A 21,037-nucleotide genomic window follows, 5' to 3' on the forward strand; every position below is an offset into this window, starting at 1 on the left:
GACCCCCCTTGCTCCCCCTGCCCGCGCCCTCCGGCCTGCCCGGAAACAGCCGCACCCTCCGCGCCCACCGTCGTCGCCCGCTCACCGCGCTCGCACTCACCCTCGCGGCCGCGACCCTGCTGACCGGCTGTTTCGCCGGAACCGGAACCGGAACGGGAGCCGGAGCCGACACCGGGGCCCGGTCCGGACCCGGGAGCGCAGGCGCCGACGGACGCCTCAGGGTCGCCATGATGCAACCGCCGCGTTCCGGCCTCTCCCCGCTCACCGACGACGCCTTCAAACTCTCCCGCTGGTCCACCGCCGAGACCCTCGTCCGGCTCGACCGCGACGGCAACGCCGAACCCGCCCTCGCCACCGACTGGCGACAGACCGGCCCGACCTGGACCTTCACCCTCCGCGACGACGTGACCTTCCACGACGGGACACCCCTGACCGCCGAGGCCGTCGTCCGCTCCCTCACCACCGCGGCGAAGGCCTCGCCCAAGCCCCGCATCCTCGACGGCGTCACCCTCACCGCCCGCGCCACCGGGCCCCGCACCGTCACCGTGACCACCGGCACCGCCGACCCCCTCGTCCCCCAGCGGCTCAGCTCGCCCCAGCTGTCGATCCTCGCCGCCAAGGCCTACCGGGGCAGGACCGTGAACCCCGTCGGCGCCGGCACCGGACCGTTCGTCCTGGTCCGCGCCGAGGGCACCGCCTCCGCGACCCTCGACCGCTACGACGCCTACTGGGGCGGCCGCGCCAAGGCCGCCGGCATCGACGTGCGGTACGTCCCCGACGGCACCGCCCGAGCCGCCGCCCTGCGCGCCGGCGAGGCGGACATCGTGGAAGCCGTCCCCGTCTCCCAGGCCCGTCTCCTCGACCCGGAGCTCGTCACCGAGGTCCCCATGCCCCGGACCAACACCCTGTACCTCAACACCCGCACGGGCCCGTTCAGGGACCCGGCCCTCCGCGCCGCCGCCCGCGAGGCCGTCGACGCCCGCGCCCTCGTCGCCGGGGTGTACGAAGGGCGCGCCGACGTCGCCGGCGGACTCCTCGGCCCGGCCCTGCCCTGGGCGGCCGAACTCCGCGCACCCGTCCGCCGCCCCCACGCGCCCGCCGCCCCCCGGGGCGCCACCGTCACCATCGGCACCTTCACCGACCGGGCCGAACTCCCCGAGGTGGCCCAGCTCCTCCAGCAGCAACTGGAGAAGGCCGGCTTCACCGTGAAGCTGGACGTACGGGAGTACGCCGCCATCGAGGCCGACGCGCTCGCCGGGAAGTTCGACGCCTTCGTCCTCTCCCGCGCCACCGTCCTCGACTCCGGCGATCCCGCCGCCTACCTCTACAGCGACTTCGCGGGCGACGGCTCGTTCAACATCGCCCAGCTCGCCGACCCCGCCGTCGACCGGGCGCTCGCCGCCGCGACCGGCACGGCGACCGGGGACTCCCGCCGCCGGGCCGTGATCGCCGCCGAGGCCGCCGTACTCGCCACCGACGCGGCCGTGCCGATGCTGCACGAGCGCGTCATCCAGGGCGACGCCGCCCACGTCGTGGACGCCGCGCACGACCCGCGCGAACGCGAACTCGTCACCGTCGACACCCACGTACGGTGAAGTCCCCCGCGGTCACGACCCTGGCGGCCCGGCTCCTCATCGCCAAGGCCCTGGCGGTCAAGTCCCTCCTGACGAAAGCCCACCCATGACCGCCCCCACGAGCCGACGGGCCACGATCCTCGCCGGGGCGGTCCCCGCCCGCCGGCGTGTGGCCACCGTCCTCGCCGGGGTGGTCCCCGCCCACCGGCGTGTGGCCACCGCCCTCGCCGGGGCCGTCCCCGCCCGCCGACGAGCCGTCCTCGCCGCGGTCACCGTCAGGGGGGTCGCCCTCACCGGGCTCGTGGCCGTCGTCGGGCTGCTGCCCTGGCTCTCCGGCAAGGATCCCGCGCTCGGTCTGCTGCGGGCCCGGTCCGCCGAGCAGGAGCCCACCCCCGAGGCGCTCGCCGCCATCCGCGCCGACCTCGGTCTCGACGCGGGACCGTGGGGTCTCCTCGGCGACTGGGGCGCCGGGCTGCTCCGGGGCGACCTCGGAGTCTCCTGGGTCTCCGGCACCGACGTCCTGCCCACGGTGGCGGCAGGCCTCGGGGTCTCCGTGACCCTGATGGGCGCCGCCCTCGGAGTCGCGCTCGTCGTCGGCTCACTGCTCGCGGCGCCCGCGCTCGTACGGGGCCGCCCGACGGCCGGCGCGGTCGCCGCGGCCCTCGCCTCGCTGCCCGAGTTCCTGCTGTCCCTCGTCCTCCTTGTCGTCGCCGGCGTATGGCTCGGTCTGCTGCCCACCTCCGGCTGGGCCGGACCGGCCCATCTGGTGCTGCCCGCCGTGGCCCTCGGCGTCCCGGCGGGCGCGCTCCTCGGCCGGCTCGTCGCCGACGCGGTCCCCCCCGTCCTGGAGGAAGCGTGGGCGGAGCTGTGGCGCGGCGCGGGCACCAGCCGCGCCCGTATCACGCGGGCCGCGCTCCGCCGCGCCCTGCCGTCGCTCGTCCCGCAGATCGGCCTGGTGGTGGTCGGCCTCACCGGTGGCGCCGTCGCCGTCGAAACCGTCTTCGCCGTCCCCGGCATCGGCCGTACGGCGCTCGGCGCGGCGAAGGCACAGGACCTGCCGCTGCTTCAGGGCTGCGTCCTCGCCCTGCTCCTGCTCGGCCTGCTCGTCGGCGGCGCGGCCTCGCTCGTCCGACGACGGCTCCTCGGTCCCGCGCTCCGCGAGGCGGGTCTGAGTCTGCCGCCGCCCCGGCCGACGCGGGTGTCCGCCGCGGTCCCGCTGCTGCTCGCCACCGTGCTCGCGGGGGTGATCGGCTGGGGCCTGCTCCGCGACCCGTACGCCGTGGACGTCGCCTCCCGGCTCGCCGGGCCCTCCGCCACGCACCCGCTCGGTGCGGACGCGCTAGGCCGGGACGTCCTCGCCCGGCTCGGGCACGGCGCCGCCTCCACCGTCGGCACCGCCGCCGCGGTGACCGCGCTGAGCTGTCTGGTCGCCCTCGTACTCGGCTTCCTGCCGGGCGCGACGGCCGGCCTCGCGGACATCGCGAACGCCCTGCCGCCGGTGATCGTCGGCCTGCTCGTCGCCGCCGTGACCGGTCCCGGCGCGGGCGCGGCCGCACTCGCCGTGACCCTGGTGTCCTGGCCGCCGCTCGCCGCGCACGCGGCCGCCCTCGCCCAGGAGGTGCGCGCCTCCCGCTTCCTCCAAGCCCAACGGGCCTTGGGAGCAGGTCCGTTGTGGATCGTCACTCGGCATGTACTGCCGTCGGTGGCGGGCCCGGTGGCCCGGCACGCGGTGCTGCGGCTGCCCGGAGTCGCCCTCGCCCTCGCCTCCCTCGGCTTCCTCGGTCTCGGCGCGCAGCCGCCCTCGCCGGAGTGGGGCCTGCTCCTCGACGAGTCGGCCGACTACGTCGAGCGGGCCCCCGTCGCCGCGCTCGCCCCGGCCGCGGCCCTCGCCATGCTCGCCGCGCTCGCTGTCCGCCTCTCCCACGCCTCCCCGACGGGTCGAATCCGCCGCACAGCCCCCGTACCCGGAAAGGCCGGTCCCGTTGCCGCCCCCCGCTCCTGAACCGCTCCTCTCCGTCGACGCGCTCCATGTCTCCTTCCCCGGGGCCGCCCCCGCGGGCGTCGAGGCCGTCCGCGGGATCGGTTTCGAGGTGGCCGCCGGCGAGGTCTTCGCCCTGGTCGGCGAGTCCGGTGCGGGCAAGTCGCTCACGGCGCGCGCCCTGCTCGGCATGGCGCCCCGCACGGCAACCGTCTCCGGTCGGGTGCTGCTGCGTGGCGCCCCCGTCACCCGGACCGACCTCGGGCGCCGCCTCGCCGGTATCCCGCAGGACGCCCTGTCGGCGCTCTCGCCCGTCCACCGGGTCGAGGACCAACTGGCCCTGGCCGTAGGGTCGGTCCAGGGTCTCGGCCGCCGCGAGGCCCGTGCGGCCGCCCGCCGGGCGCTCGCCGACACCGGCCTCGGCCCGGAAGACGCCGCCGCGTACCCGCACGCCCTGTCCGGCGGCATGCGTCAGCGCGCCGTGATCGCCATGGCCCTGGTCAACGGGCCCGATCTGGTGGTGGCCGACGAGCCGACCACCGCGCTCGACCCGGACCGCCAGGAACGGATCCTCACCCTCCTGCGGGAGCGGTGCGCGGCGGCCGGAGCGGCGCTGCTGCTCGTCAGTCACGACCTGGAGGCGGTGCGCCGCCACGCCGACCGGGTGGCCGTCCTGTACGCGGGCCGGATCGTCGAACTCGGGCCCGTGGACAGGGTCCTGGGACGCCCGGCCGCCCCGTACACCCGCGCTCTCCTCGCCTCGCTGCCCGCGCCCGGCCTCCCGCACCGGTCCCGGCTGCCCGTCCTGGCCGGAGCCCCGCCGCTCCCGGGCGCGACGGGCGAAGGCTGCGCCTTCGCACCCCGCTGCCCGTACGCCACGGCCCGCTGCCGCATCGAGGACCCCGAGCCGAGAACCGTCGACGGTCGCCGGGTCGCCTGCCATCACCCCCTGGGGGAGACCGCGTGAGCACCCTGCTCCAGGTACGCGACCTCGTCGTACGGTACGGCGGCCGCACCGTCGTCGACGGGGTGTCGTTCGACGTGGCGGCCGGCGAGACCGTCGGTCTCGTCGGGCCCTCCGGCTGCGGCAAGTCGACCACGGCCGCGGCCGTCCTGCGACTGTTGCGCCCCGACGCGGGATCGGTCCGCTTCGACGGGGTGGAGCTGACGACCCTGCGCGAGGGCGAACTGCGCTCGTTGCGGCCCCGGTTCCAGCCGGTCTTCCAGGACCCGTACGGAGCGCTCAGCCCGCGCCGCCGCGTCCGCGACCAGATCGCCGAGCCCCTCAGGCTGCACGGACTCTGGACGCGGGCGGCCGGCCCCGCGCGGATCACGGAACTGCTAGGCCTCGTCGGCCTGGACCCCTCGCACGGTGACCGGCTTCCCCACGAACTCTCCGGTGGGCAGTGCCAGCGCGCCGGGATCGCCCGCGCCCTCGCCACCCGCCCGGAACTCCTCGTACTCGACGAGCCGACCTCGGCCCTCGACCCGTCCCTGCGGGCCGGCGTCCTCAACCTCCTGATGGACCTCCAGGACACCCTCGGTGTCGGCTGCCTGTTCATCTCCCACGACCGGGCCGCGGTCCGGCACACCTGCGACCGCGTCCTGACCATGCACGACGGAAAGCTCACCGAGTGATTCCCCTCACCCGAACCACCCACACCGAAGGGCCCCGTCTGTCCGACGGGGGCCCTTCGGTGTGGGGCGGCCCTAGATGTCCCGGAAGATCTCGATCTGCGCGCCGATCGAGTTCAGGCGCTCCGCCAGGTCCTCGTAGCCGCGGTTGATGACGTAGACGTTCCGCAGGACCGACGTGCCCTCCGCCGCCATCATCGCGAGCAGGACGACCACCGCCGGGCGCAGGGCCGGCGGGCACATCATCTCGGCGGCGCGCCAGCGGGTGGGGCCCTCCACGAGGACGCGGTGGGGGTCGAGGAGCTGGAGGCGGCCGCCGAGGCGGTTGAGGTCGGTGAGGTAGATGGCGCGGTTGTCGTAGACCCAGTCGTGGATGAGCGTCTTGCCCTGGGCCGTCGCCGCGATGGCCGCGAAGAAGGGGACGTTGTCGATGTTCAGGCCCGGGAACGGCATCGGGTGGATCTTGTCGATCGGCGCCTCCAGCTTGGAGGGGCGGACCGTCAGGTCGACCAGGCGCGTGCGGCCGTTGTCCGCCGCGTACTCGGCCGAGCGGTCGTGGTCGAGGCCCATCTCCTCCAGGACCGCGAGCTCGATCTCCATGAACTCGATGGGGACCCGGCGGATCGTCAGCTCCGACTCGGTGACGACCGCGGCGGCGAGCAGGCTCATCGCCTCGACCGGGTCCTCGGAGGGGGAGTAGTCGACGTCCACGTCGATCTGGGGCACGCCGTGCACCGTCAGGGTGGTCGTGCCGATGCCGTCGACCCGCACGCCGAGCGCCTCCAGGAAGAAGCACAGGTCCTGGACCATGTAGTTGGAGGAGGCGTTGCGGATGACGGTCACGCCGTCGTGCCGGGCGGCGGCGAGCAGCGCGTTCTCGGTGACGGTGTCCCCGCGCTCGGTCAGCACGATCGGGCGGCCGGGGGAGACCGAGCGCTCGACCTGGGCGTGGTAGATGCCCTCGGTGGCCGTGACGTCGAGACCGAAGCGGCGCAGCGCGATCATGTGCGGCTCGATCGTGCGCGTACCGAGGTCGCAGCCTCCGGCGTACGGCAGCTTGAAGCGGTCCATGCGGTGCAGCAGCGGGCCGAGGAACATGATGATCGAGCGGGTGCGGATCGCCGCGTCGGCGTCGATCGAGTCCATGTCCAGCTCGGCCGGCGGCACGATCTCCAGGTCGACACCGTCGTTGACCCAACGGGTGCGGACCCCGATGGAGTTGAGCACCTCCAGGAGCCGGAAGACCTCCTCGATGCGCGCGACCCGGCGCAGGACCGTGCGCCCCTTGTTGAGGAGGGAGGCGCAGAGCAACGCGACACAGGCGTTCTTGCTCGTCTTGACGTCGATGGAGCCGGAGAGCCTGCGGCGGCCGACGACCCTGAGGTGCATCGGTCCCGCGTATCCCAGGGACACGATCTCGCTGTCGAGGGCTTCGCCGATCCGGGCGATCATCTCAAGGCTGATGTTCTGGTTGCCGCGCTCGATCCGGTTGACGGCGCTCTGGCTCGTGGCCAGCGCCTCGGCGAGCTGCGTCTGCGTCCAGCCGCGGTGCTGCCGGGCGTCACGGATGAGCTTGCCGATGCGTACGAGGTAGTCGTCTGCCATGGCGTCACGTTATCTCAGATATGAGATGACGCTGATCATGGGGGTGGGCCGTCAGGGTGACAGGCCGTGCGCGGTGGGGTGACGCGGCTCGTACAGGGGGAGTTCGGTGCCGCTCGGCAGCCGGACGGCGGCGAGCATGCCCCAGCCCTGGTCGGTGATGGCGCGTGAGATCTCGGCGCCCCGGTCCTCCAGGGCCGTCAGGGTCCCCGTGAGGTCCTCGCACATGAGGTACACCTCGTGCTTCGGCTCCTCCGACGTGGGATGCACCGCGATCTCGGACGGCGGCAGCTTGAAGATGAGCCAGCCACCCCCGGCGTCGACGTGCTCGAAGCCGAACACGTCCTTGAGGAAGGCGCGGTCGGCCTCCGCGTCCCGGGTGTACAGAATCACATGCGCGCCGCTGAACATGCTCCGATCCTGGGCCTCCGGTGCGGCGGCGGCAATCGTTCGGCGTCCGTACGAGGGCCGGGCCCCCTCCCCGGCCGCTACGGCAGGTCCACCGAGACATGGGCGGAGAGGGCGCGCAGGAAGTCGGCCGCGTCGAAAGCGGCCCCCGCCGAAGCGACCCCCACTGTCCTCGTCCGCCCCGACAGCACCCGGTCGACCGCCTCCACCGCGAGCGGCGCGCTGACGGCGTAGATGTCCTGGCCGCGCGCCACCGCGCGCCGCTCCTCGCCGCCGGAGCGCACGACCACGTCCACCAGGAAGGTCTGCGCGGACCGTCCGCGCTCGTCGACCGCCGTCGGCGCCGGCGTGTCGGAGGAGGCCAGATCCTCCGCCGCCCCGGCGGCCATGTAGGTGCGGACCTCGGGGACGTCCACGTGGCTGGGGACGGTGACGACGTCGGCCATCGTGAAGTCACCGATCACGGGGCTGACCCCCAGCGGCTCGGGAAAGGCCCACTTCTGGACGGTGGAGGCCGCCTCGTCGCGGTACTCGAGCCGCCCCCGTGTGAACCGGACGTGCCGGCCCTCCCTGCGTTCCCGGGAGACCGCTCCCGCCGTACGGGTGCCGGCCGTCGGGTGCCAACTGCTCAGCCCGTACGCGACGTGCACCTCGTCGGCCGACGCCCAGTCGCCCATCGCCGCCGTGACCAGCAGGTCACCGAGGCCGCCGAAGAAGGCCATCGCGGGGACCACGACGGCGCCGGCGGCGCGGGCGGGCTCCGCGAAACGGGTGAAGGTGTCGACGTTGGCCTCGATCTCGGCCGCCACGTCCACGTACGGGATCCGGGCGCGCAGCGCCGCGTCGATCACCGGGGCGGCGGTCGACGCGAAGGGACCGGCGCAGTTGATCACGGCGGCGACGCCGGCGAACGCGCGGTCCAGCGAGGCCGGGTCGTCGACCGTGGCCGGCCGGACATCGAGGCCGGCCGGCTCCGGGCGGGACGCCGCGAACTCCGCCAGCTTTCCGGCGTCGCGCCCGGACAGGACGGGGACGAACCCCCGGTCCAGCAGCTCCGCCACCACGAAACGCCCGGTGTGCCCGTAGGCGCCGAACACCGCGACCGTCCGTCCCGAACCCATGACTTCCTTCATCGCCCTCTGTCCTCTGTTCCTTGTTCTCTGTTCTCTTCCGGTACGAGGAGCCTGTCAGGGACCGTCAGCCGCGACGAGTGTCCGGAACGACATGGCCCGTACAATTACGGACATGGAAACCGTCGCGCTCGCCGTCACCGACGGCATGCTGCACTTCGAACTCTCGGTAGCGCACGAGGTGTTCGACGACCCGGCGTACGATCTCGCCGTCTGCGGACCGGGCCCGGTTCGGTTCGGGAGGTTCCGGCTCGAACCGGACGCCGGGCTCGACCGGCTCCCGGGTGCCGCCACGGTGATCGTCCCCGGCTGGGCCGACGTCGACGTGGACCCGCCCGCCGAACTCGTCGACGCGGTGCGCGCGGCCCACGAGGCGGGCGCGCGGGTGGCCTCGCTGTGCACGGGCGCGTTCGTCCTGGCCGCCGCGGGACTGCTCGACGGGCGCCGCGCCACCACCCACTGGGCGCACACGGACGAGCTGGCCGCCCGCCACCCCCTGGTCGAGGTCGACCCGGACGTCCTCTACGTCGACAACGGCACCGTGCTCACCTCCGCCGGCAAGGCCGCCGCGATGGACCTCTGCCTGCACCTGGTCCGCCTCGACCACGGTTCGGCGTACGCCAACACGATCGCCCGCCGTCTGGTCGTCCCCCCGCACCGCTCCGGAGGTCAGGCCCAGTTCGTCACCGCGCCGGTGCCGGCGCAGGAGGACCACCCGCTCACCGAGCTGCTCCCGTGGGCGATCGAGCGGCTGGACCAGCCGCTCACCGTCGAGGACCTGGCCCGCCGCGCGAACATCAGCTCGCGCCACCTCGGCCGCCACTTCCGGGCGGTGACCGGCGCCACCCCGCTCCAGTGGCTGCTGACCCAGCGGATCCGGCGCGCCCAGGAGCTCCTCGAATCCAGTGGCGACAGCGTCGACGCCATCGCGGCGGCCACCGGCATGGGCACGGCCACGACCCTGCGCCGCCACTTCAACCGCACCCTCGGCGTCCCCCCGGACGCCTACCGCCGCACCTTCCGCCGGTCCACGGCGCCCACCGAGGAGCCGGGAGCCCACGGCCCCACCCCAGGACCGTCCACGCCGGGTGAGGTGTAGGCCCGGTGGGTGCCGCCGTCCCCCGGGGTGGCGTCCAGTCCCAGGACCGCCCCGGGTGACCGTCCAGACCCAGTGCGCGAGGACCCCCCTACCCGATCGCTAGCCTGTTCGCATGACGCCGACCGACGACCGCCGCTTCCCTCCGGGGATCGCCGCCGCCATGGCGGTCCGCTTCGAGTACGAGGAGGGCTCCGGCATCGACTTCGAGCCCTTCAGTGCCTTCCTGTCCGCCGAGGAGACCACGGACTGGTTCCAAGCCTGGACGGGCAACGGCGAACTCACCGGCGACGACTTCCGTGTCTTCGGCCAGGACGGCACCGGCGGATACGCGGCCTTCTGGATGGTCCGCCCTGGCCGCCCGGTCGTCGAACAGCCCGTCGTCTTCCTCGGCTCCGAGGGCGAGACCGGCGTCGTCGCGCGCGACCTGGGCTCCTTCCTGTGGCTGCTCGCCGCCGGCTACGGCCCGTGGGAGGCGGCCACCTCGTACGAGCCCGACTGGACCCCGCACCCGCACCCCGAGCTGACGGCGATCGCGGAGCGCTTCGCCCCGTCCCACCGCGCACCGGCGTCCCGCGTACGGGAGGAGGCGGCGACAGAGTTCCCGGCCTTCGACGGCTACGTCGTGGACCTCTGTCGCTGACCGGCACCCGGGACCTGTTCCTGACCGGCCCCCCGGGGAGCCGGCCCGAGGGGTCGTAAGCCTCCGAGAAGATTCGCGTCCCGGGAGAACGTTTCGCGCGGCCGGCTTCCTCACCAGGGGGACGGAATCCGCACGCCGGCCTCGGAGGACCCATGCCCCGCCCGGTGGGCACCCGCGCTGCGGAGCCGGTTCCTGCTGGTGGGCGTGGCGGCGGCGCCGGAGGGTCCGGGTACGCGGGTGGCTTCACCGGCGGCGTACACCTGCCGACCCGCGCCGCCCCGATCCGCTCGGAACGTCATGGCGGCGGTCACAGGCATGCCGGGCATGACCGACTGGCGGGGATGCACTAGAGTTATCTCGACATCGAGATAACTGCTTACGGCGCACCGCGGCCGCCCACCCGGTAAGGTTTACCTAACTAAGTCTTACCTTAGCGGATCGGCGGGGAGTCGGGCGGCACCACGCGGCGGCAGCCGCATATTGTCGCTGCGCGGTAATCGCGCACACTGATGAAGGAGACTGTCGTGTCGGCGAACAGCTTCGACGCCCGCAGCACGCTGCGCGTGGGTGACGAGTCGTACGAGATCTTCAAGCTGGACAAGGTCGAGGGCTCCGCGCGCCTCCCTTACAGCCTGAAGGTCCTCCTGGAGAACCTGCTCCGCACCGAGGACGGCGCGAACATCACCGCCGACCACATCCGGGCGCTCGGCGGCTGGGACTCGCAGGCCCAGCCGAGCCAGGAGATCCAGTTCACGCCGGCCCGCGTGATCATGCAGGACTTCACCGGCGTTCCCTGTGTCGTCGACCTCGCCACCATGCGTGAGGCCGTCAAGGAGCTCGGCGGCGACCCGGCGAAGGTCAACCCGCTCTCCCCGGCCGAGCTGGTCATCGACCACTCGGTCATCGCCGACAAGTTCGGCACGAAGGAGGCCTTCGGCCAGAACGTCGAGCTGGAGTACGGCCGCAACAAGGAGCGCTACCAGTTCCTGCGCTGGGGCCAGACCGCCTTCGACGACTTCAAGGTCGTCCCCCCGGGCACCGGCATCGTCCACCAGGTGAACATCGAGCACCTGGCCCGTACGGTCATGGTCCGAAACGGCCAGGCGTACCCCGACACCCTCGTCGGCACCGACTCCCACACCACCATGGTCAACGGCCTCGGTGTGCTCGGCTGGGGCGTCGGTGGCATCGAGGCCGAGGCCGCGATGCTCGGCCAGCCGGTCTCCATGCTCATCCCGCGCGTCGTCGGCTTCAAGCTGACCGGCGAGCTCCCGGCCGGCACCACCGCCACCGACCTGGTCCTCACGATCACCGAGATGCTGCGCAAGCACGGCGTCGTCGGCAAGTTCGTCGAGTTCTACGGTGAGGGCGTCGCCGCGACCTCCCTCGCGAACCGCGCCACCATCGGCAACATGTCGCCGGAGTTCGGTTCCACCGCCGCGATCTTCCCGATCGACGGCGAGACCCTGAAGTACCTGAAGCTGACCGGCCGCTCCGAGCAGCAGGTCGCGCTCGTCGAGGCGTACGCCAAGGAGCAGGGCCTCTGGCTCGACCCGGCCGCCGAGCCCGACTTCTCCGAGAAGCTGGAGCTCGACCTCTCCACGGTCGTCCCCTCCATCGCCGGCCCGAAGCGCCCGCAGGACCGCATCGTCCTCGCGAACGCCGCCCAGCAGTTCGCCCAGGACGTCCGCAACTACGTGGACGACATCGACGAGGCGGGCAAGGAGTCCTTCCCGGCCTCCGACGCCCCGGCGAACACCCCGAACGGCGCCCCGTCGAAGCCGGTCACCGTGACCGCCCCCGACGGCTCGACCTACGAGATCGACCACGGTGCGGTGACGGTCGCGGCCATCACCTCCTGCACCAACACGTCGAACCCGTACGTCATGGTCGCCGCCGCGCTCGTCGCGAAGAAGGCCGTGGAGAAGGGCCTGACCCGCAAGCCGTGGGTCAAGACCACCCTCGCCCCGGGCTCGAAGGTCGTCACCGACTACTTCGACAAGGCGGGTCTCACCCCGTACCTCGACAAGGTCGGCTTCAACCTCGTCGGCTACGGCTGCACCACCTGCATCGGCAACTCCGGCCCGCTGCCGGAGGAGGTCTCCAAGGCCGTCAACGACCACGACCTCGCGGTCACCTCGGTCCTCTCCGGCAACCGGAACTTCGAGGGCCGTATCAACCCCGACGTCAAGATGAACTACCTGGCCTCCCCGCCGCTGGTCGTCGCGTACGCCCTCGCGGGGTCCATGAAGGTGGACATCACCAAGGACGCCCTCGGCGTCGACCAGGACGGCAAGCCCGTCTACCTGGCCGACATCTGGCCGACGGAGGCCGAGGTCAACGACGTCGTCGCCAACGCCATCGGCGAGGACATGTTCAACAAGTCCTACCAGGACGTCTTCGCGGGTGACGCACAGTGGCAGGCGCTGCCGATCCCGACCGGCAACACCTTCGAGTGGGACACCGAGTCCACCTACGTCCGCAAGCCCCCGTACTTCGAGGGCATGACGATGGAGACCACCCCGGTCACCGACATCGTCGGCGCCCGCGTCCTGGCCAAGCTGGGCGACTCGGTCACCACCGACCACATCTCCCCGGCCGGTGCCATCAAGGCCGACACCCCGGCCGGCAAGTACCTCACCGAGCACGGTGTGGAGCGTCGCGACTTCAACTCCTACGGCTCGCGCCGTGGCAACCACGAGGTCATGATCCGCGGCACCTTCGCCAACATCCGCCTGCGCAACCAGATCGCGCCGGGCACCGAGGGCGGCTACACCCGCGACTTCACCCAGCCGGACGCGCCGGTGTCGTTCATCTACGACGCCTCCCGCAACTACATCGAGCAGGGCACCCCGCTCGCGATCCTGGCGGGCAAGGAGTACGGCTCCGGCTCGTCCCGCGACTGGGCCGCCAAGGGCACCGCGCTGCTCGGCGTCAAGGCCGTCGTCGCCGAGTCGTACGAGCGCATCCACCGTTCGAACCTCATCGGCATGGGCGTCCTGCCGCTCCAGTTCCCCGAGGGCCAGACGGCCGCGACCCTGGGCCTGACCGGCGAGGAGACCTTCTCCTTCACCGGCGTCGAGGAGCTCAACAACGGCACGACCCCGCGGACGGTCAAGGTCAGCACCGACACCGGTGTCGAGTTCGACGCGGTCGTCCGCATCGACACGCCCGGCGAGGCGGACTACTACCGCAACGGCGGCATCATGCAGTACGTGCTCCGCAACCTGATCCGCGGCTGACACCCCCGGACCGGCTGAACGGCAAGGGCCCCGCTCCTCGGAAGAGGAGCGGGGCCCTTGTGCTGCGGTGGGGACGGTCAGAACATGATCTTGAAGCCGTTCCAGCCGGACGTGCCGATCTTGACCTTGGTGTGGAAGGGCGCGGCCGCGTTGCCGGTGCCCTTGTACAGCCACAGGGCGCCCGCACTGTCACGGGCGACCAGGTCCGCGACGCCGTCGATGTTGATGTCACCGACGGACAGCAGGGAGTTGAAGGCGTTCCAACCGCCACCGATGCGGGTGGGGGCGGAGAAGGGCGCCTTGTAGTTGCCGGTGCCCTTGTAGAGGTACAGCACGCCAGAGGCGTTGCGCGCGACGATGTCGGCCTTGCCGTCACCCGTCAGGTCACCCTTGCCGGTGATCTGGTTGAAGGCGTTCCAGCCCCCGCCGACCTTGGTCCGGGTGGTGAGCTTGCCCGTGCCGTAGCCCAGGTAGTGCCAAAGCACGCCCGCGCTGTCACGCGCGAACAGGTCGTCGGCAGCGCCGCCACCCGTGTTGCTCGCCGAGAACACCTTGTTGTAGGCGCCCCAGCCGCCGCCGATGTCGACCGGCGAGCCACCGAACTTCATGTGGGCGAGTCGGCCGTTCTCGACGAACCAGAGGGCGTCCGCGAACCCGTCGGCGTTGTGGTCCGTCTGGGTGATGAACTTGCTGTACTGCCACCCGCTGCCGGCGTTCACGGAGGCCTTCAGGCCGCCGCTGCCGTCGAGGTCGTAGCGGTAGAGGGTGCCGTTGCCCGCCACGCCGAACAGGGAGTTGTTCGGGGTGACCGTGGCGGCGGTCGCGGCGAACGTACCGGCGCGCGACGACTCGGTCGCGGCGGCGACGGCGGAGCGGGACTGCGGCGCGTCCGCCGCGACCGCGGCGGTCGTGGTGCCCACGAGGGCGGCCGTGATCGCGGCCACGGTGACACGGGACAGGACGCCCGTGCGGTTCAGGCCAGAAGAGTTGGCCACGTATTACTCCAGATGCGAGAGGTAAAAGGCAGGTTCCGCCGTTCGTCGCTGCGTGAGGACGGAGACGGTGGACCTCTATGATCCCGGATCGCCCTTACAGAACCTTCACCGGGCAGGGGGTCTGTGACACAACTGTTTCGATCCCGCTCTCATGTCCCCCTTGTCCGGTCTGTCCATGAGCCGCCGTCCGCGGCCCACCGGAACGGCCTCAGTACGGTGAGGCCTGATGTCGTGTCAAGGGTGGCGACGAACGGATGGTTGGACGAAACGCCGCAGATCCGCCGTGCTTATCCCGGAGGTCTCAACTCGGGAAAGATGGTTGCCGAAACCTGGTTTCGATCTTGCTCGGACGAAGGGAAGTGGACTATACCTGTCGGCGTCCAGCCAGTCGTATCCATCACACGACGGCCCGACGCCTGCACGACCCGGCTGCAAATGACCGCGGTGGCGGGGCCCTTCGCCTGTGGCGAGCGAGTACGGGCGACCGGTACACCGCCTGAGTCCTGAATGAAGGCGAGGACTTGAGCATGGGATCCACCTCCGCACACACCGATGAGGGCCTTGGCCGTCGCGATCTGATCAAGCGTTCTGCCGCTATCGGTCTGATCTCCGTACCGACGATGGGGTTCCTCTCCGCCTGTGCGAGCAGCGACAGCGGTGGCAACGGAAAGGTCGAGAAGGGCACGAAGTCCGAAAAGAACCCGCTCGCGGTGAACGAGTCGGCTCCGCTCGATTTCGTCCTCTTCGACGGCGGATTCGGACAGCAGTACGCCAAGGACGCGGTCAAGGTCTACGAGACCAATTACCCCAAGGCGAAGGTCAAGTTCACCCCCACCCAGAAGATCACCACCACGCTCCAGCCGCGCTTCAACGGCGGCAACCCGCCGGACCTCATCGACAACTCGGGCGCCGAGCAGATGGACATGGGTGTCCTCGTCGGCCAGAAGCAGCTGGCGGACCTCACCCCGCTCCTGGACGCGCCCTCCATCGACGACCCGAGCAAGAAGGTCCGCGACACCCTGCGGCCCGGCATCGTCGAGATGGGCCAGTTCGACGGCGACCCCGTGTGGATCATGTACTACGCCTACACGATCTACGGCGTCTGGTACTCCCAGAAGCTCCTCGACTCGCTCGACGCGAAGTACCCGGAGACCTGGGACGAGATGCTGGCCGTCTGCGAGAAGGCCAAGAAGAAGGGCATCGCCGGCTGGACGTACGCGGGCAAGCACCCGTACTACGTCCCCTTCTCGCTCTACCCGATGATCGGCAAGGTCGGCGGCCGCGAGGTCCTGGACGCGATCGACAACCTGGAGCCGAAGGCCTGGGAGCACCCGGCGGTCAAGGCCTGCTTCGAGGCGTACTACGAGCTCGTCCGGAAGGGTTACATCCTCAAGGGGACGCCCGGCCTCGACCACATCCAGTCGCAGACCGCCTGGACCGAGGGCAAGGCGCTGTTCATCCCGAACGGCTCCTGGGTCGAGAACGAGGCCGCGAAGACCATGCCGGCCGACTTCGGCCTGGCCGTCTCCGCGCCGACCGGCATCGACGCCTCGGACAAGATGCCGTTCGGCACCATCTGGGCCTCCGGTGGCGAGCCCTTCATCGTCCCGGCGAAGGCGGCGAACCCCGAGGGCGGCATGGAGCAGCTGCGCATCATGCTCAGCGAGGCGTCCTCCAAGAACTTCACCCAGTCCGTGAAGTCCCTCACCGCGCTCAACGGCGGCACCGACGGCATCGAGCTGACCCCGGGACTCAAGTCGGGCGTCGCGGCGCTGGAGAAGGCCGGTCAGAACGTCGTCAACCCGCGCCTCCAGGACTGGTACGTCGCGCTCCAGAAGGAGAAGATCGGTGTCGCGGGCATCGGCGAGATGATGGCGGGCCGCGCGACCCCGGCCGAGACGATCAAGAAGATCCAGAAGTACGCCGACGAAGCGGCCAAGGACTCCTCGATCAAGCACTACAAGCACCAGTGAGCTGTGCCGGGGCCCCTTCCCGCCGACCGGGAGCGGGCCCCGGGCCCTTCGCGCGCGGCACCAGCGGCGCGCCTCCGCGGGAAGATCGGGGTCGGTAGGAATGCAACACGGCAAGTACCGTTTCATCGTGGGGTTCCTGGCGGCCCCCCTCGCGCTCTACGCGCTGTTCGTCATCTGGCCCTTCATCCAGTCCATCTACTACTCCTTCACGGACTGGACGGGACTGAGTCCCGAATTCGGGATGGTCGGGGTCGACAACTACAGCCGGATGCTGGACGACGAGATCTTCTGGAAATCGCTCCAGCACAGCCTGACCTTCGCGGTGGTGCTCCCGATCGTGACGGTCGGACTCGCGCTGTTCTTCGCCTTCATGCTCAATGTCGGCGGTCGGCGCCGTAGGGGCGCGGCCATCGCGGGTGTGCGCGGCTCGTCCTTCTACAAGATCGTCTATTTCTTCCCGCAGGTGCTGTCGATCGCGATCGTGGCACTGCTCTTCCAGTTCGCGTACAACCCGAACAGCGGAGCCATCAATTCCGTTCTGAAGGGTGTCGGTCTCGACACCGTCCAGCCGGACTGGCTGGGAGATCCGGACCTCGCCCTCATGTGTGTGATGGTGGTCCTCGTCTGGTCCACCGTCGGATTCTTCGTCGTCCTCTTCTCGGCCGGCATGGCGTCCATTCCGCGGGACTTCTACGAGGCGGCCCTCCTCGACGGGGCGAACCGCTTCACCACGTTCTTCAAGATCACCCTGCCGCTGCTCTGGGACACCGTGCAGTCGGGCTGGATCTACATGGGCATCCTCGCGCTCGGCGCGGAGTCCTTCGCCGTCGTCCAGATCATGACCGTCGGCCCCAGTGGCGGCGGACCGGACTACTCGACCATCGTCCTTCCGTTGTACGTGTACCAGAAGGCGTTCCGGGACGGTCAGGCCGCCTACGCCACGACCATCGGTGTCGCGCTCCTCCTCGTCACGCTGGCCTTCGCGGCCGTCGTGATGAAGGTGGGCCGGCGCGAGCGGCTGGAGTTCTGATGAAGACGACCGACACTGCCCCCACCGGCGTCGAGAGCCCCGGCTCCCCGGGCGGCCCGGGTCCCGTGGTCACCAAGACGGTCACGCCCCCGCCCCGGAGGACCGCCAAGGCCGAGGGCGCGGCCCTCAACGTCTTCTCGCACGGCGTACTGATCATCTGGGCGATCATGGTGGTCACGCCGCTGCTCTGGGCCGTGATGACCTCCTTCAAGACCGACCGGGCGATCTTCACCTCCCCGTGGGCGCTCCCGGACCGGCTGCACTTCGAGAACTGGTCGCGGGCCTGGACCGAAGCCCACATGAGCGACTACTTCCTGAACACGCTCCTGGTGGTCGGCGGCTCGCTCCTCGGGACCCTGCTCCTCGGCTCGATGGCGGCCTACGTCCTGGCCCGCTTCGACTTCCCGGGCAACCGCTTCGTCTACTTCCTCTTCATCGGAGGGATGAGCTTCCCGATCATCCTGGCGCTCGTGCCGCTGTTCTACGTGATGCAGAACATGGCCCTCCTGAACACGCTGCACGGCCTGATCCTCGTGTACATCGCGTACTCGCTGCCCTTCACCGTCTTCTTCCTGACCGCCTTCTTCCGCACCCTGCCGACCTCGGTCGCGGAGGCGGCCTTCGTCGACGGCGCCTCGCACACCCGGACCTTCTTCCAGGTGATGCTGCCGATGGCCAAGCCCGGTCTCATCAGCGTCGGCATCTTCAACTTCCTCGGCCAGTGGAACCAGTACCTGCTGCCGACCGTGCTCAACACCGAGCCCGAGCGGAAGGTGCTCTCGCAGGGACTCGTCCAGCTCGCCGTCAGCCAGGGCTACAAGGGCGACTGGTCCGGGCTCTTCGCCGGCCTCGTCATGGCGATGCTCCCGGTCCTGGCCGCGTACATCATCTTCCAGCGTCAGGTCGTGGCCGGTCTGACGGCCGGTGCCGTGAAGTGATCCCGTAACCCCCTTTCCGTACCCGCAGGGCCCCCGGCGCACCCCGTGCCGGGGGCCCCTCGCGTACCGCCGGCACCGTGTGACTCGGACCGTCCGCCTCTCAAGGTCTTGACGGGGACCAAGGCGAAAGCGTCCCCTTAGAGTTCACATGTTGGAGAAAACGGTGGGAGTGAGTGAGTCGATGGAGACTCCGGGGTCGCAGACGTCTCTGCACAGGGCCAATCTCGAACGGGTCGTCCGGGCGGTGCGGATGGCCGGATCGCTGACCCAGGCGGAGATCGCCCGGGCGACGGGCCTGTCCGCCGCGACGGTCTCCAACATCGTCCGGGAGCTGAAGGACGGCGGCACCGTCGACGTCACACCGACCTCCGCGGGCGGTCGCCGCGCCCGCAGCGTCTCGCTCTCCGGCGACGCCGGCATCGTGATCGGCGTCGACTTCGGCCACACCCACCTCCGGGTCGCCGTCGGGAACCTCGCCCATCAGGTGCTCGCGGAGGAGGCCGAGCCGCTCGACGTGGACGCCTCCGCCGCCGAGGGCTTCGACCGGGCGGAACAGCTGGTCAAGCGGCTGATCCTGGCCACCGGGATCGGTCCGGACAAGGTGATCGGTGTCGGACTCGGCGTGCCGGGCCCGATCGACGTCTCCTCCGGAACCCTCGGATCGACCTCGATCCTGCCGGGCTGGAGCGGGATCAACCCCGCGGAGGAGCTGTCCGGCCGCCTGGGCGTCCCCGTGCACGTCGACAACGACGCCAACCTGGGCGCCCTCGGTGAGCTGGTCTGGGGCAGCGGGCGGGGTGTCAAGGACCTGGCGTACATCAAGGTGGCCAGCGGTGTCGGCGCCGGCCTGGTCATCGACGGGCGGGTCTACCGGGGGCCGGGCGGCACCGCGGGGGAGATCGGGCACATCACGCTCGACGAGTCGGGCCCGGTCTGCCGCTGCGGCAACCGCGGCTGCCTGGAGACCTTCACCGCCGCCCGGTACGTCCTGCCGCTGCTCCAGCCCGGCCACGGTCCCGACCTCACCATGGAACGGGTCGTCCAGCTGGCCCGGGAGGGCGACCCGGGCTGCCGGCGGGTGATCGCGGACGTGGGGCGGCACATCGGCAGCGGCATCGCCAACCTCTGCAACCTCCTGAATCCCAGCAGGGTGGTGCTCGGCGGTGACCTCGCCGAGGCCGGGGAGCTGGTCCTGGCGCCCATCAGGGACTCCGTCTCCCGGTACGCGATCCCCAGCGCGGCCCGGCAGCTCTCGCTGACCCAGGGGGCCCTCGGCGGCCGTGCGGAGGTGCTCGGCGCGCTCGCGCTCGTCCTGAGTGAAATGGGCGATTCGACCCTGTTGGAGAGCGCCCTCCCGACGGCCGCGCCGGCGTCTCGGCTTGCCTTCACTTAGATAACGAACACCACCGTTGTCATCTCGTTAAGAATTTACTTCTTGACGGCAACGTTGCGGCCAAGTTGACTTCGTGCCACCTCGGCCGCAACGTCGCGGCCTCGTCAGGGAGGCAAAACCCACATGAACGCAGTGACGCGTCGTGCCGTCATAGCCACGGCCGCGGTCTCGATGGCCCTCACGCTCGCCGCCTGCGGCCAGGCCGGCGGCGACGACAGCGCGGACAAGGGCAGCTCGACCAAGATCGGCCTGCTCCTTCCGGAGAACAAGACCGCTCGCTACGAGGGCCTCGACAAGCCCCAGTTCGAGAAGGCCGTCAAGGCCGCCTGCGGTGACTGCGAGGTCGTCTACAACAACGCGGTCTCCGACGTCGTCAAGCAGAAGCAGCAGTTCGACCAGCTGATCGCCGACGGCGTCAAGGTCATCGCGCTCGGCTCGGTCGACGCCACCAAGGCCGAGGGCTGGGTCACCGAGGCCAAGGCCAAGGGCGTCAAGGTCATCGCGTACGACCGTGCCGTCAAGGGCGCCGACGCCTACGTCAGCCACGACAACAACAAGGTCGGCGAGCTCCAGGGCCAGGCGCTCCTCGCCGCCCTCGGCGGCAAGGCCGCCACCGCCAACGTCGTGATGATCAACGGCGACGAGAAGGACCCGAACGCCGGGCTGTTCAAGAAGGGCGCCCACAGCGCCCTCGACGGCAAGGTCGGCAAGATCGCCTACGAGGCCTCCGGCGAGTGGGACCCGAAGGTCGCGGGCGAGAAGATGTCCGCCGCGATCTCCTCGCTCGGCAAGGACAAGATCACCGCGGTCTACTCCGCCAACGACGGCATGGCCGGCGGCATCATCACCTCCCTCGAGAACGCCGGCATCAAGAACATCCCGGTCGGCGGCCAGGACGCCGAGGTCGCGGGCATCCAGCGGATCATCGCCGGCACGCAGACCTTCACCATCTACAAGTCGCCGCTCCAGCTGGCCCCCGAGGCCGCCAAGTTCGCGGTCAACCTGCTCCAGGGCAAGGAGCTCGGCGCCCAGGGCGCGACCGACGGCGTGCCGTCCACGCTCTTCCCGCCGGTCGTGGTCGACAAGACCAACATCCAGACCACGGTCGTCAAGGACGGCATCTACAAGGTCGCCGACCTCTGCACCGCGGACCTCGCCGCCAAGTGCACCGAGCTGGGCGTCAAGTAGGCCCTCGCCCCACCCGCCGGGCCCCCCGAGGTCCCGGCACCACGGATCCCGCCGCCGGCCGCGTACGGCCCACCGGCCGCCCCTCGGACGGGGTGGCCGGCACTGGGCCGCCGCCACGGCCCGCGTACAGAGGGTGAACACTCCCTCCGGCCGGCGTGCGGCACTGGGATCCGTCCTCCCGCCCGTCCGGCCCCCGGCCGACCCAGACCCCG

16 protein-coding genes are annotated in these 21,037 nt (G+C 71.0%); 12 read left to right on the forward strand and 4 right to left on the reverse strand.

The genetic code is table 11. The annotated features are described in order from the left end of the window. Positions 1 to 17: 17 nt before the first annotated feature. The 4 genes from ACFWV2_RS02380 (at position 18) to ACFWV2_RS02395 (ending at position 5,190) form a co-directional block, all read left to right on the forward strand. Positions 18 to 1,595 carry an ABC transporter substrate-binding protein gene (locus ACFWV2_RS02380; RefSeq protein WP_384401428.1) on the forward strand — a complete coding sequence of 526 codons (1,578 nt, stop codon included), beginning with the start codon at positions 18 to 20 and terminating at the stop codon, positions 1,593 to 1,595. 85 nt (positions 1,596 to 1,680) lie between these two features. Continuing rightward, the gene (locus ACFWV2_RS02385; protein ID WP_384400448.1) at positions 1,681 to 3,576 is read left to right on the forward strand and encodes an ABC transporter permease subunit; all 1,896 of its coding nucleotides are present in this window, start codon (positions 1,681 to 1,683) and stop codon (positions 3,574 to 3,576) included. Continuing rightward, a complete protein-coding gene (locus ACFWV2_RS02390) occupies positions 3,557 to 4,519 on the forward strand; it encodes an ABC transporter ATP-binding protein (protein ID WP_384400451.1) in 963 nt (320 codons plus the stop codon). The genes ACFWV2_RS02385 and ACFWV2_RS02390 overlap by 20 nt, the downstream gene beginning before the upstream one ends. Beyond that, positions 4,516 to 5,190 (forward strand): ATP-binding cassette domain-containing protein, encoded by a 675-nt coding sequence (locus ACFWV2_RS02395; RefSeq protein ID WP_384400455.1) that lies wholly within the window; start codon positions 4,516 to 4,518, stop codon positions 5,188 to 5,190. Before ACFWV2_RS02390 ends, ACFWV2_RS02395 begins: the two co-directional genes overlap by 4 nt. A 72-nt stretch (positions 5,191 to 5,262) precedes the next feature. Here ACFWV2_RS02395 and ACFWV2_RS02400 read toward each other — a convergent pair whose 3' ends face one another. From ACFWV2_RS02400 to ACFWV2_RS02410, 3 genes are all read right to left on the reverse strand, one after another. Next, complete coding sequence (locus ACFWV2_RS02400) at positions 5,263 to 6,792, reverse strand: helix-turn-helix domain-containing protein (protein WP_384400458.1); 1,530 nt, start codon at positions 6,790 to 6,792, stop codon at positions 5,263 to 5,265. Between the two features lie 51 nt (positions 6,793 to 6,843). Beyond that, positions 6,844 to 7,200, reverse strand: a complete 357-nt coding sequence (locus ACFWV2_RS02405) for a VOC family protein (RefSeq protein ID WP_360789509.1) — start codon at positions 7,198 to 7,200, stop codon at positions 6,844 to 6,846. 77 nt (positions 7,201 to 7,277) lie between these two features. Beyond that, complete coding sequence (locus ACFWV2_RS02410) at positions 7,278 to 8,318, reverse strand: saccharopine dehydrogenase NADP-binding domain-containing protein (RefSeq protein WP_384401431.1); 1,041 nt, start codon at positions 8,316 to 8,318, stop codon at positions 7,278 to 7,280. A 124-nt stretch (positions 8,319 to 8,442) separates the two neighbouring features. Here ACFWV2_RS02410 and ACFWV2_RS02415 point away from each other — a divergent pair, with 124 nt between their 5' ends. From ACFWV2_RS02415 to acnA, 3 genes are all read left to right on the forward strand, one after another. Then, positions 8,443 to 9,426: a helix-turn-helix domain-containing protein gene (locus ACFWV2_RS02415; RefSeq protein WP_384400461.1), complete on the forward strand. Its 984-nt coding sequence runs from the start codon at positions 8,443 to 8,445 to the stop codon at positions 9,424 to 9,426. 112 nt (positions 9,427 to 9,538) lie between these two features. Beyond that, positions 9,539 to 10,066 carry an SMI1/KNR4 family protein gene (locus ACFWV2_RS02420; RefSeq protein ID WP_384400464.1) on the forward strand — a complete coding sequence of 176 codons (528 nt, stop codon included), beginning with the start codon at positions 9,539 to 9,541 and terminating at the stop codon, positions 10,064 to 10,066. A 524-nt stretch (positions 10,067 to 10,590) separates the two neighbouring features. Then, positions 10,591 to 13,308 carry an aconitate hydratase AcnA gene (gene acnA / locus ACFWV2_RS02425; protein ID WP_384400467.1) on the forward strand — a complete coding sequence of 906 codons (2,718 nt, stop codon included), beginning with the start codon at positions 10,591 to 10,593 and terminating at the stop codon, positions 13,306 to 13,308. 77 nt (positions 13,309 to 13,385) lie between these two features. Here the strand turns inward: acnA and ACFWV2_RS02430 are convergent, their stop codons facing one another. Further along, positions 13,386 to 14,303 carry an FG-GAP repeat domain-containing protein gene (locus ACFWV2_RS02430; RefSeq protein ID WP_384400470.1) on the reverse strand — a complete coding sequence of 306 codons (918 nt, stop codon included), beginning with the start codon at positions 14,301 to 14,303 and terminating at the stop codon, positions 13,386 to 13,388. Positions 14,304 to 14,830: 527 nt separating this feature from the next. On the opposite strand from ACFWV2_RS02430, the gene ngcE reads away from it, so the two are divergent. The 5 genes from ngcE to ACFWV2_RS02455 all read left to right on the forward strand — a co-directional run bounded on the left by ngcE (position 14,831) and on the right by ACFWV2_RS02455 (position 20,825). After that, positions 14,831 to 16,276, forward strand: coding sequence for an N-acetylglucosamine/diacetylchitobiose ABC transporter substrate-binding protein (gene ngcE / locus ACFWV2_RS02435; RefSeq protein WP_384400473.1), 1,446 nt, complete (start codon positions 14,831 to 14,833; stop codon positions 16,274 to 16,276). A 100-nt stretch (positions 16,277 to 16,376) separates the two neighbouring features. Beyond that, positions 16,377 to 17,306, forward strand: coding sequence for a carbohydrate ABC transporter permease (locus ACFWV2_RS02440; protein WP_384400476.1), 930 nt, complete (start codon positions 16,377 to 16,379; stop codon positions 17,304 to 17,306). Then, positions 17,306 to 18,244: a carbohydrate ABC transporter permease gene (locus tag ACFWV2_RS02445; RefSeq protein WP_384400479.1), complete on the forward strand. Its 939-nt coding sequence runs from the start codon at positions 17,306 to 17,308 to the stop codon at positions 18,242 to 18,244. The genes ACFWV2_RS02440 and ACFWV2_RS02445 overlap by 1 nt, the downstream gene beginning before the upstream one ends. A 181-nt stretch (positions 18,245 to 18,425) precedes the next feature. Beyond that, positions 18,426 to 19,637 (forward strand): ROK family transcriptional regulator, encoded by a 1,212-nt coding sequence (locus tag ACFWV2_RS02450; protein ID WP_360789531.1) that lies wholly within the window; start codon positions 18,426 to 18,428, stop codon positions 19,635 to 19,637. A 123-nt stretch (positions 19,638 to 19,760) separates the two neighbouring features. Continuing rightward, complete coding sequence (locus tag ACFWV2_RS02455) at positions 19,761 to 20,825, forward strand: sugar ABC transporter substrate-binding protein (RefSeq protein ID WP_384400481.1); 1,065 nt, start codon at positions 19,761 to 19,763, stop codon at positions 20,823 to 20,825. The last annotated feature ends 212 nt before the right edge of the window (positions 20,826 to 21,037 follow it).

Origin of the sequence: Streptomyces sp. NPDC058671 (assembly GCF_042716475.1) — a bacterium.
Classification (GTDB): Bacteria; Actinomycetota; Actinomycetes; order Streptomycetales; family Streptomycetaceae; genus Streptomyces.

What these genes read in the sequence shown, in the direction of transcription:
- ACFWV2_RS02385 (WP_384400448.1), top strand. Translation starts at nt 1,681, where the DNA reads ATGACCGCCCCCACGAGCCGACGGGCCACGATCCTCGCCGGGGCGGTC.
- ACFWV2_RS02400 (WP_384400458.1), bottom strand. Translation starts at nt 6,792, where the DNA reads ATGGCAGACGACTACCTCGTACGCATCGGCAAGCTCATCCGTGACGCC.
- ACFWV2_RS02405 (WP_360789509.1), bottom strand. Translation starts at nt 7,200, where the DNA reads ATGTTCAGCGGCGCGCATGTGATTCTGTACACCCGGGACGCGGAGGCC.
- ACFWV2_RS02410 (WP_384401431.1), bottom strand. Translation starts at nt 8,318, where the DNA reads ATGGGTTCGGGACGGACGGTCGCGGTGTTCGGCGCCTACGGGCACACC.
- ACFWV2_RS02415 (WP_384400461.1), top strand. Translation starts at nt 8,443, where the DNA reads ATGGAAACCGTCGCGCTCGCCGTCACCGACGGCATGCTGCACTTCGAA.
- ACFWV2_RS02420 (WP_384400464.1), top strand. Translation starts at nt 9,539, where the DNA reads ATGACGCCGACCGACGACCGCCGCTTCCCTCCGGGGATCGCCGCCGCC.
- ngcE (WP_384400473.1), top strand. Translation starts at nt 14,831, where the DNA reads ATGGGATCCACCTCCGCACACACCGATGAGGGCCTTGGCCGTCGCGAT.
- ACFWV2_RS02440 (WP_384400476.1), top strand. Translation starts at nt 16,377, where the DNA reads ATGCAACACGGCAAGTACCGTTTCATCGTGGGGTTCCTGGCGGCCCCC.
- ACFWV2_RS02445 (WP_384400479.1), top strand. Translation starts at nt 17,306, where the DNA reads ATGAAGACGACCGACACTGCCCCCACCGGCGTCGAGAGCCCCGGCTCC.
- ACFWV2_RS02450 (WP_360789531.1), top strand. Translation starts at nt 18,426, where the DNA reads ATGGAGACTCCGGGGTCGCAGACGTCTCTGCACAGGGCCAATCTCGAA.
- ACFWV2_RS02455 (WP_384400481.1), top strand. Translation starts at nt 19,761, where the DNA reads ATGAACGCAGTGACGCGTCGTGCCGTCATAGCCACGGCCGCGGTCTCG.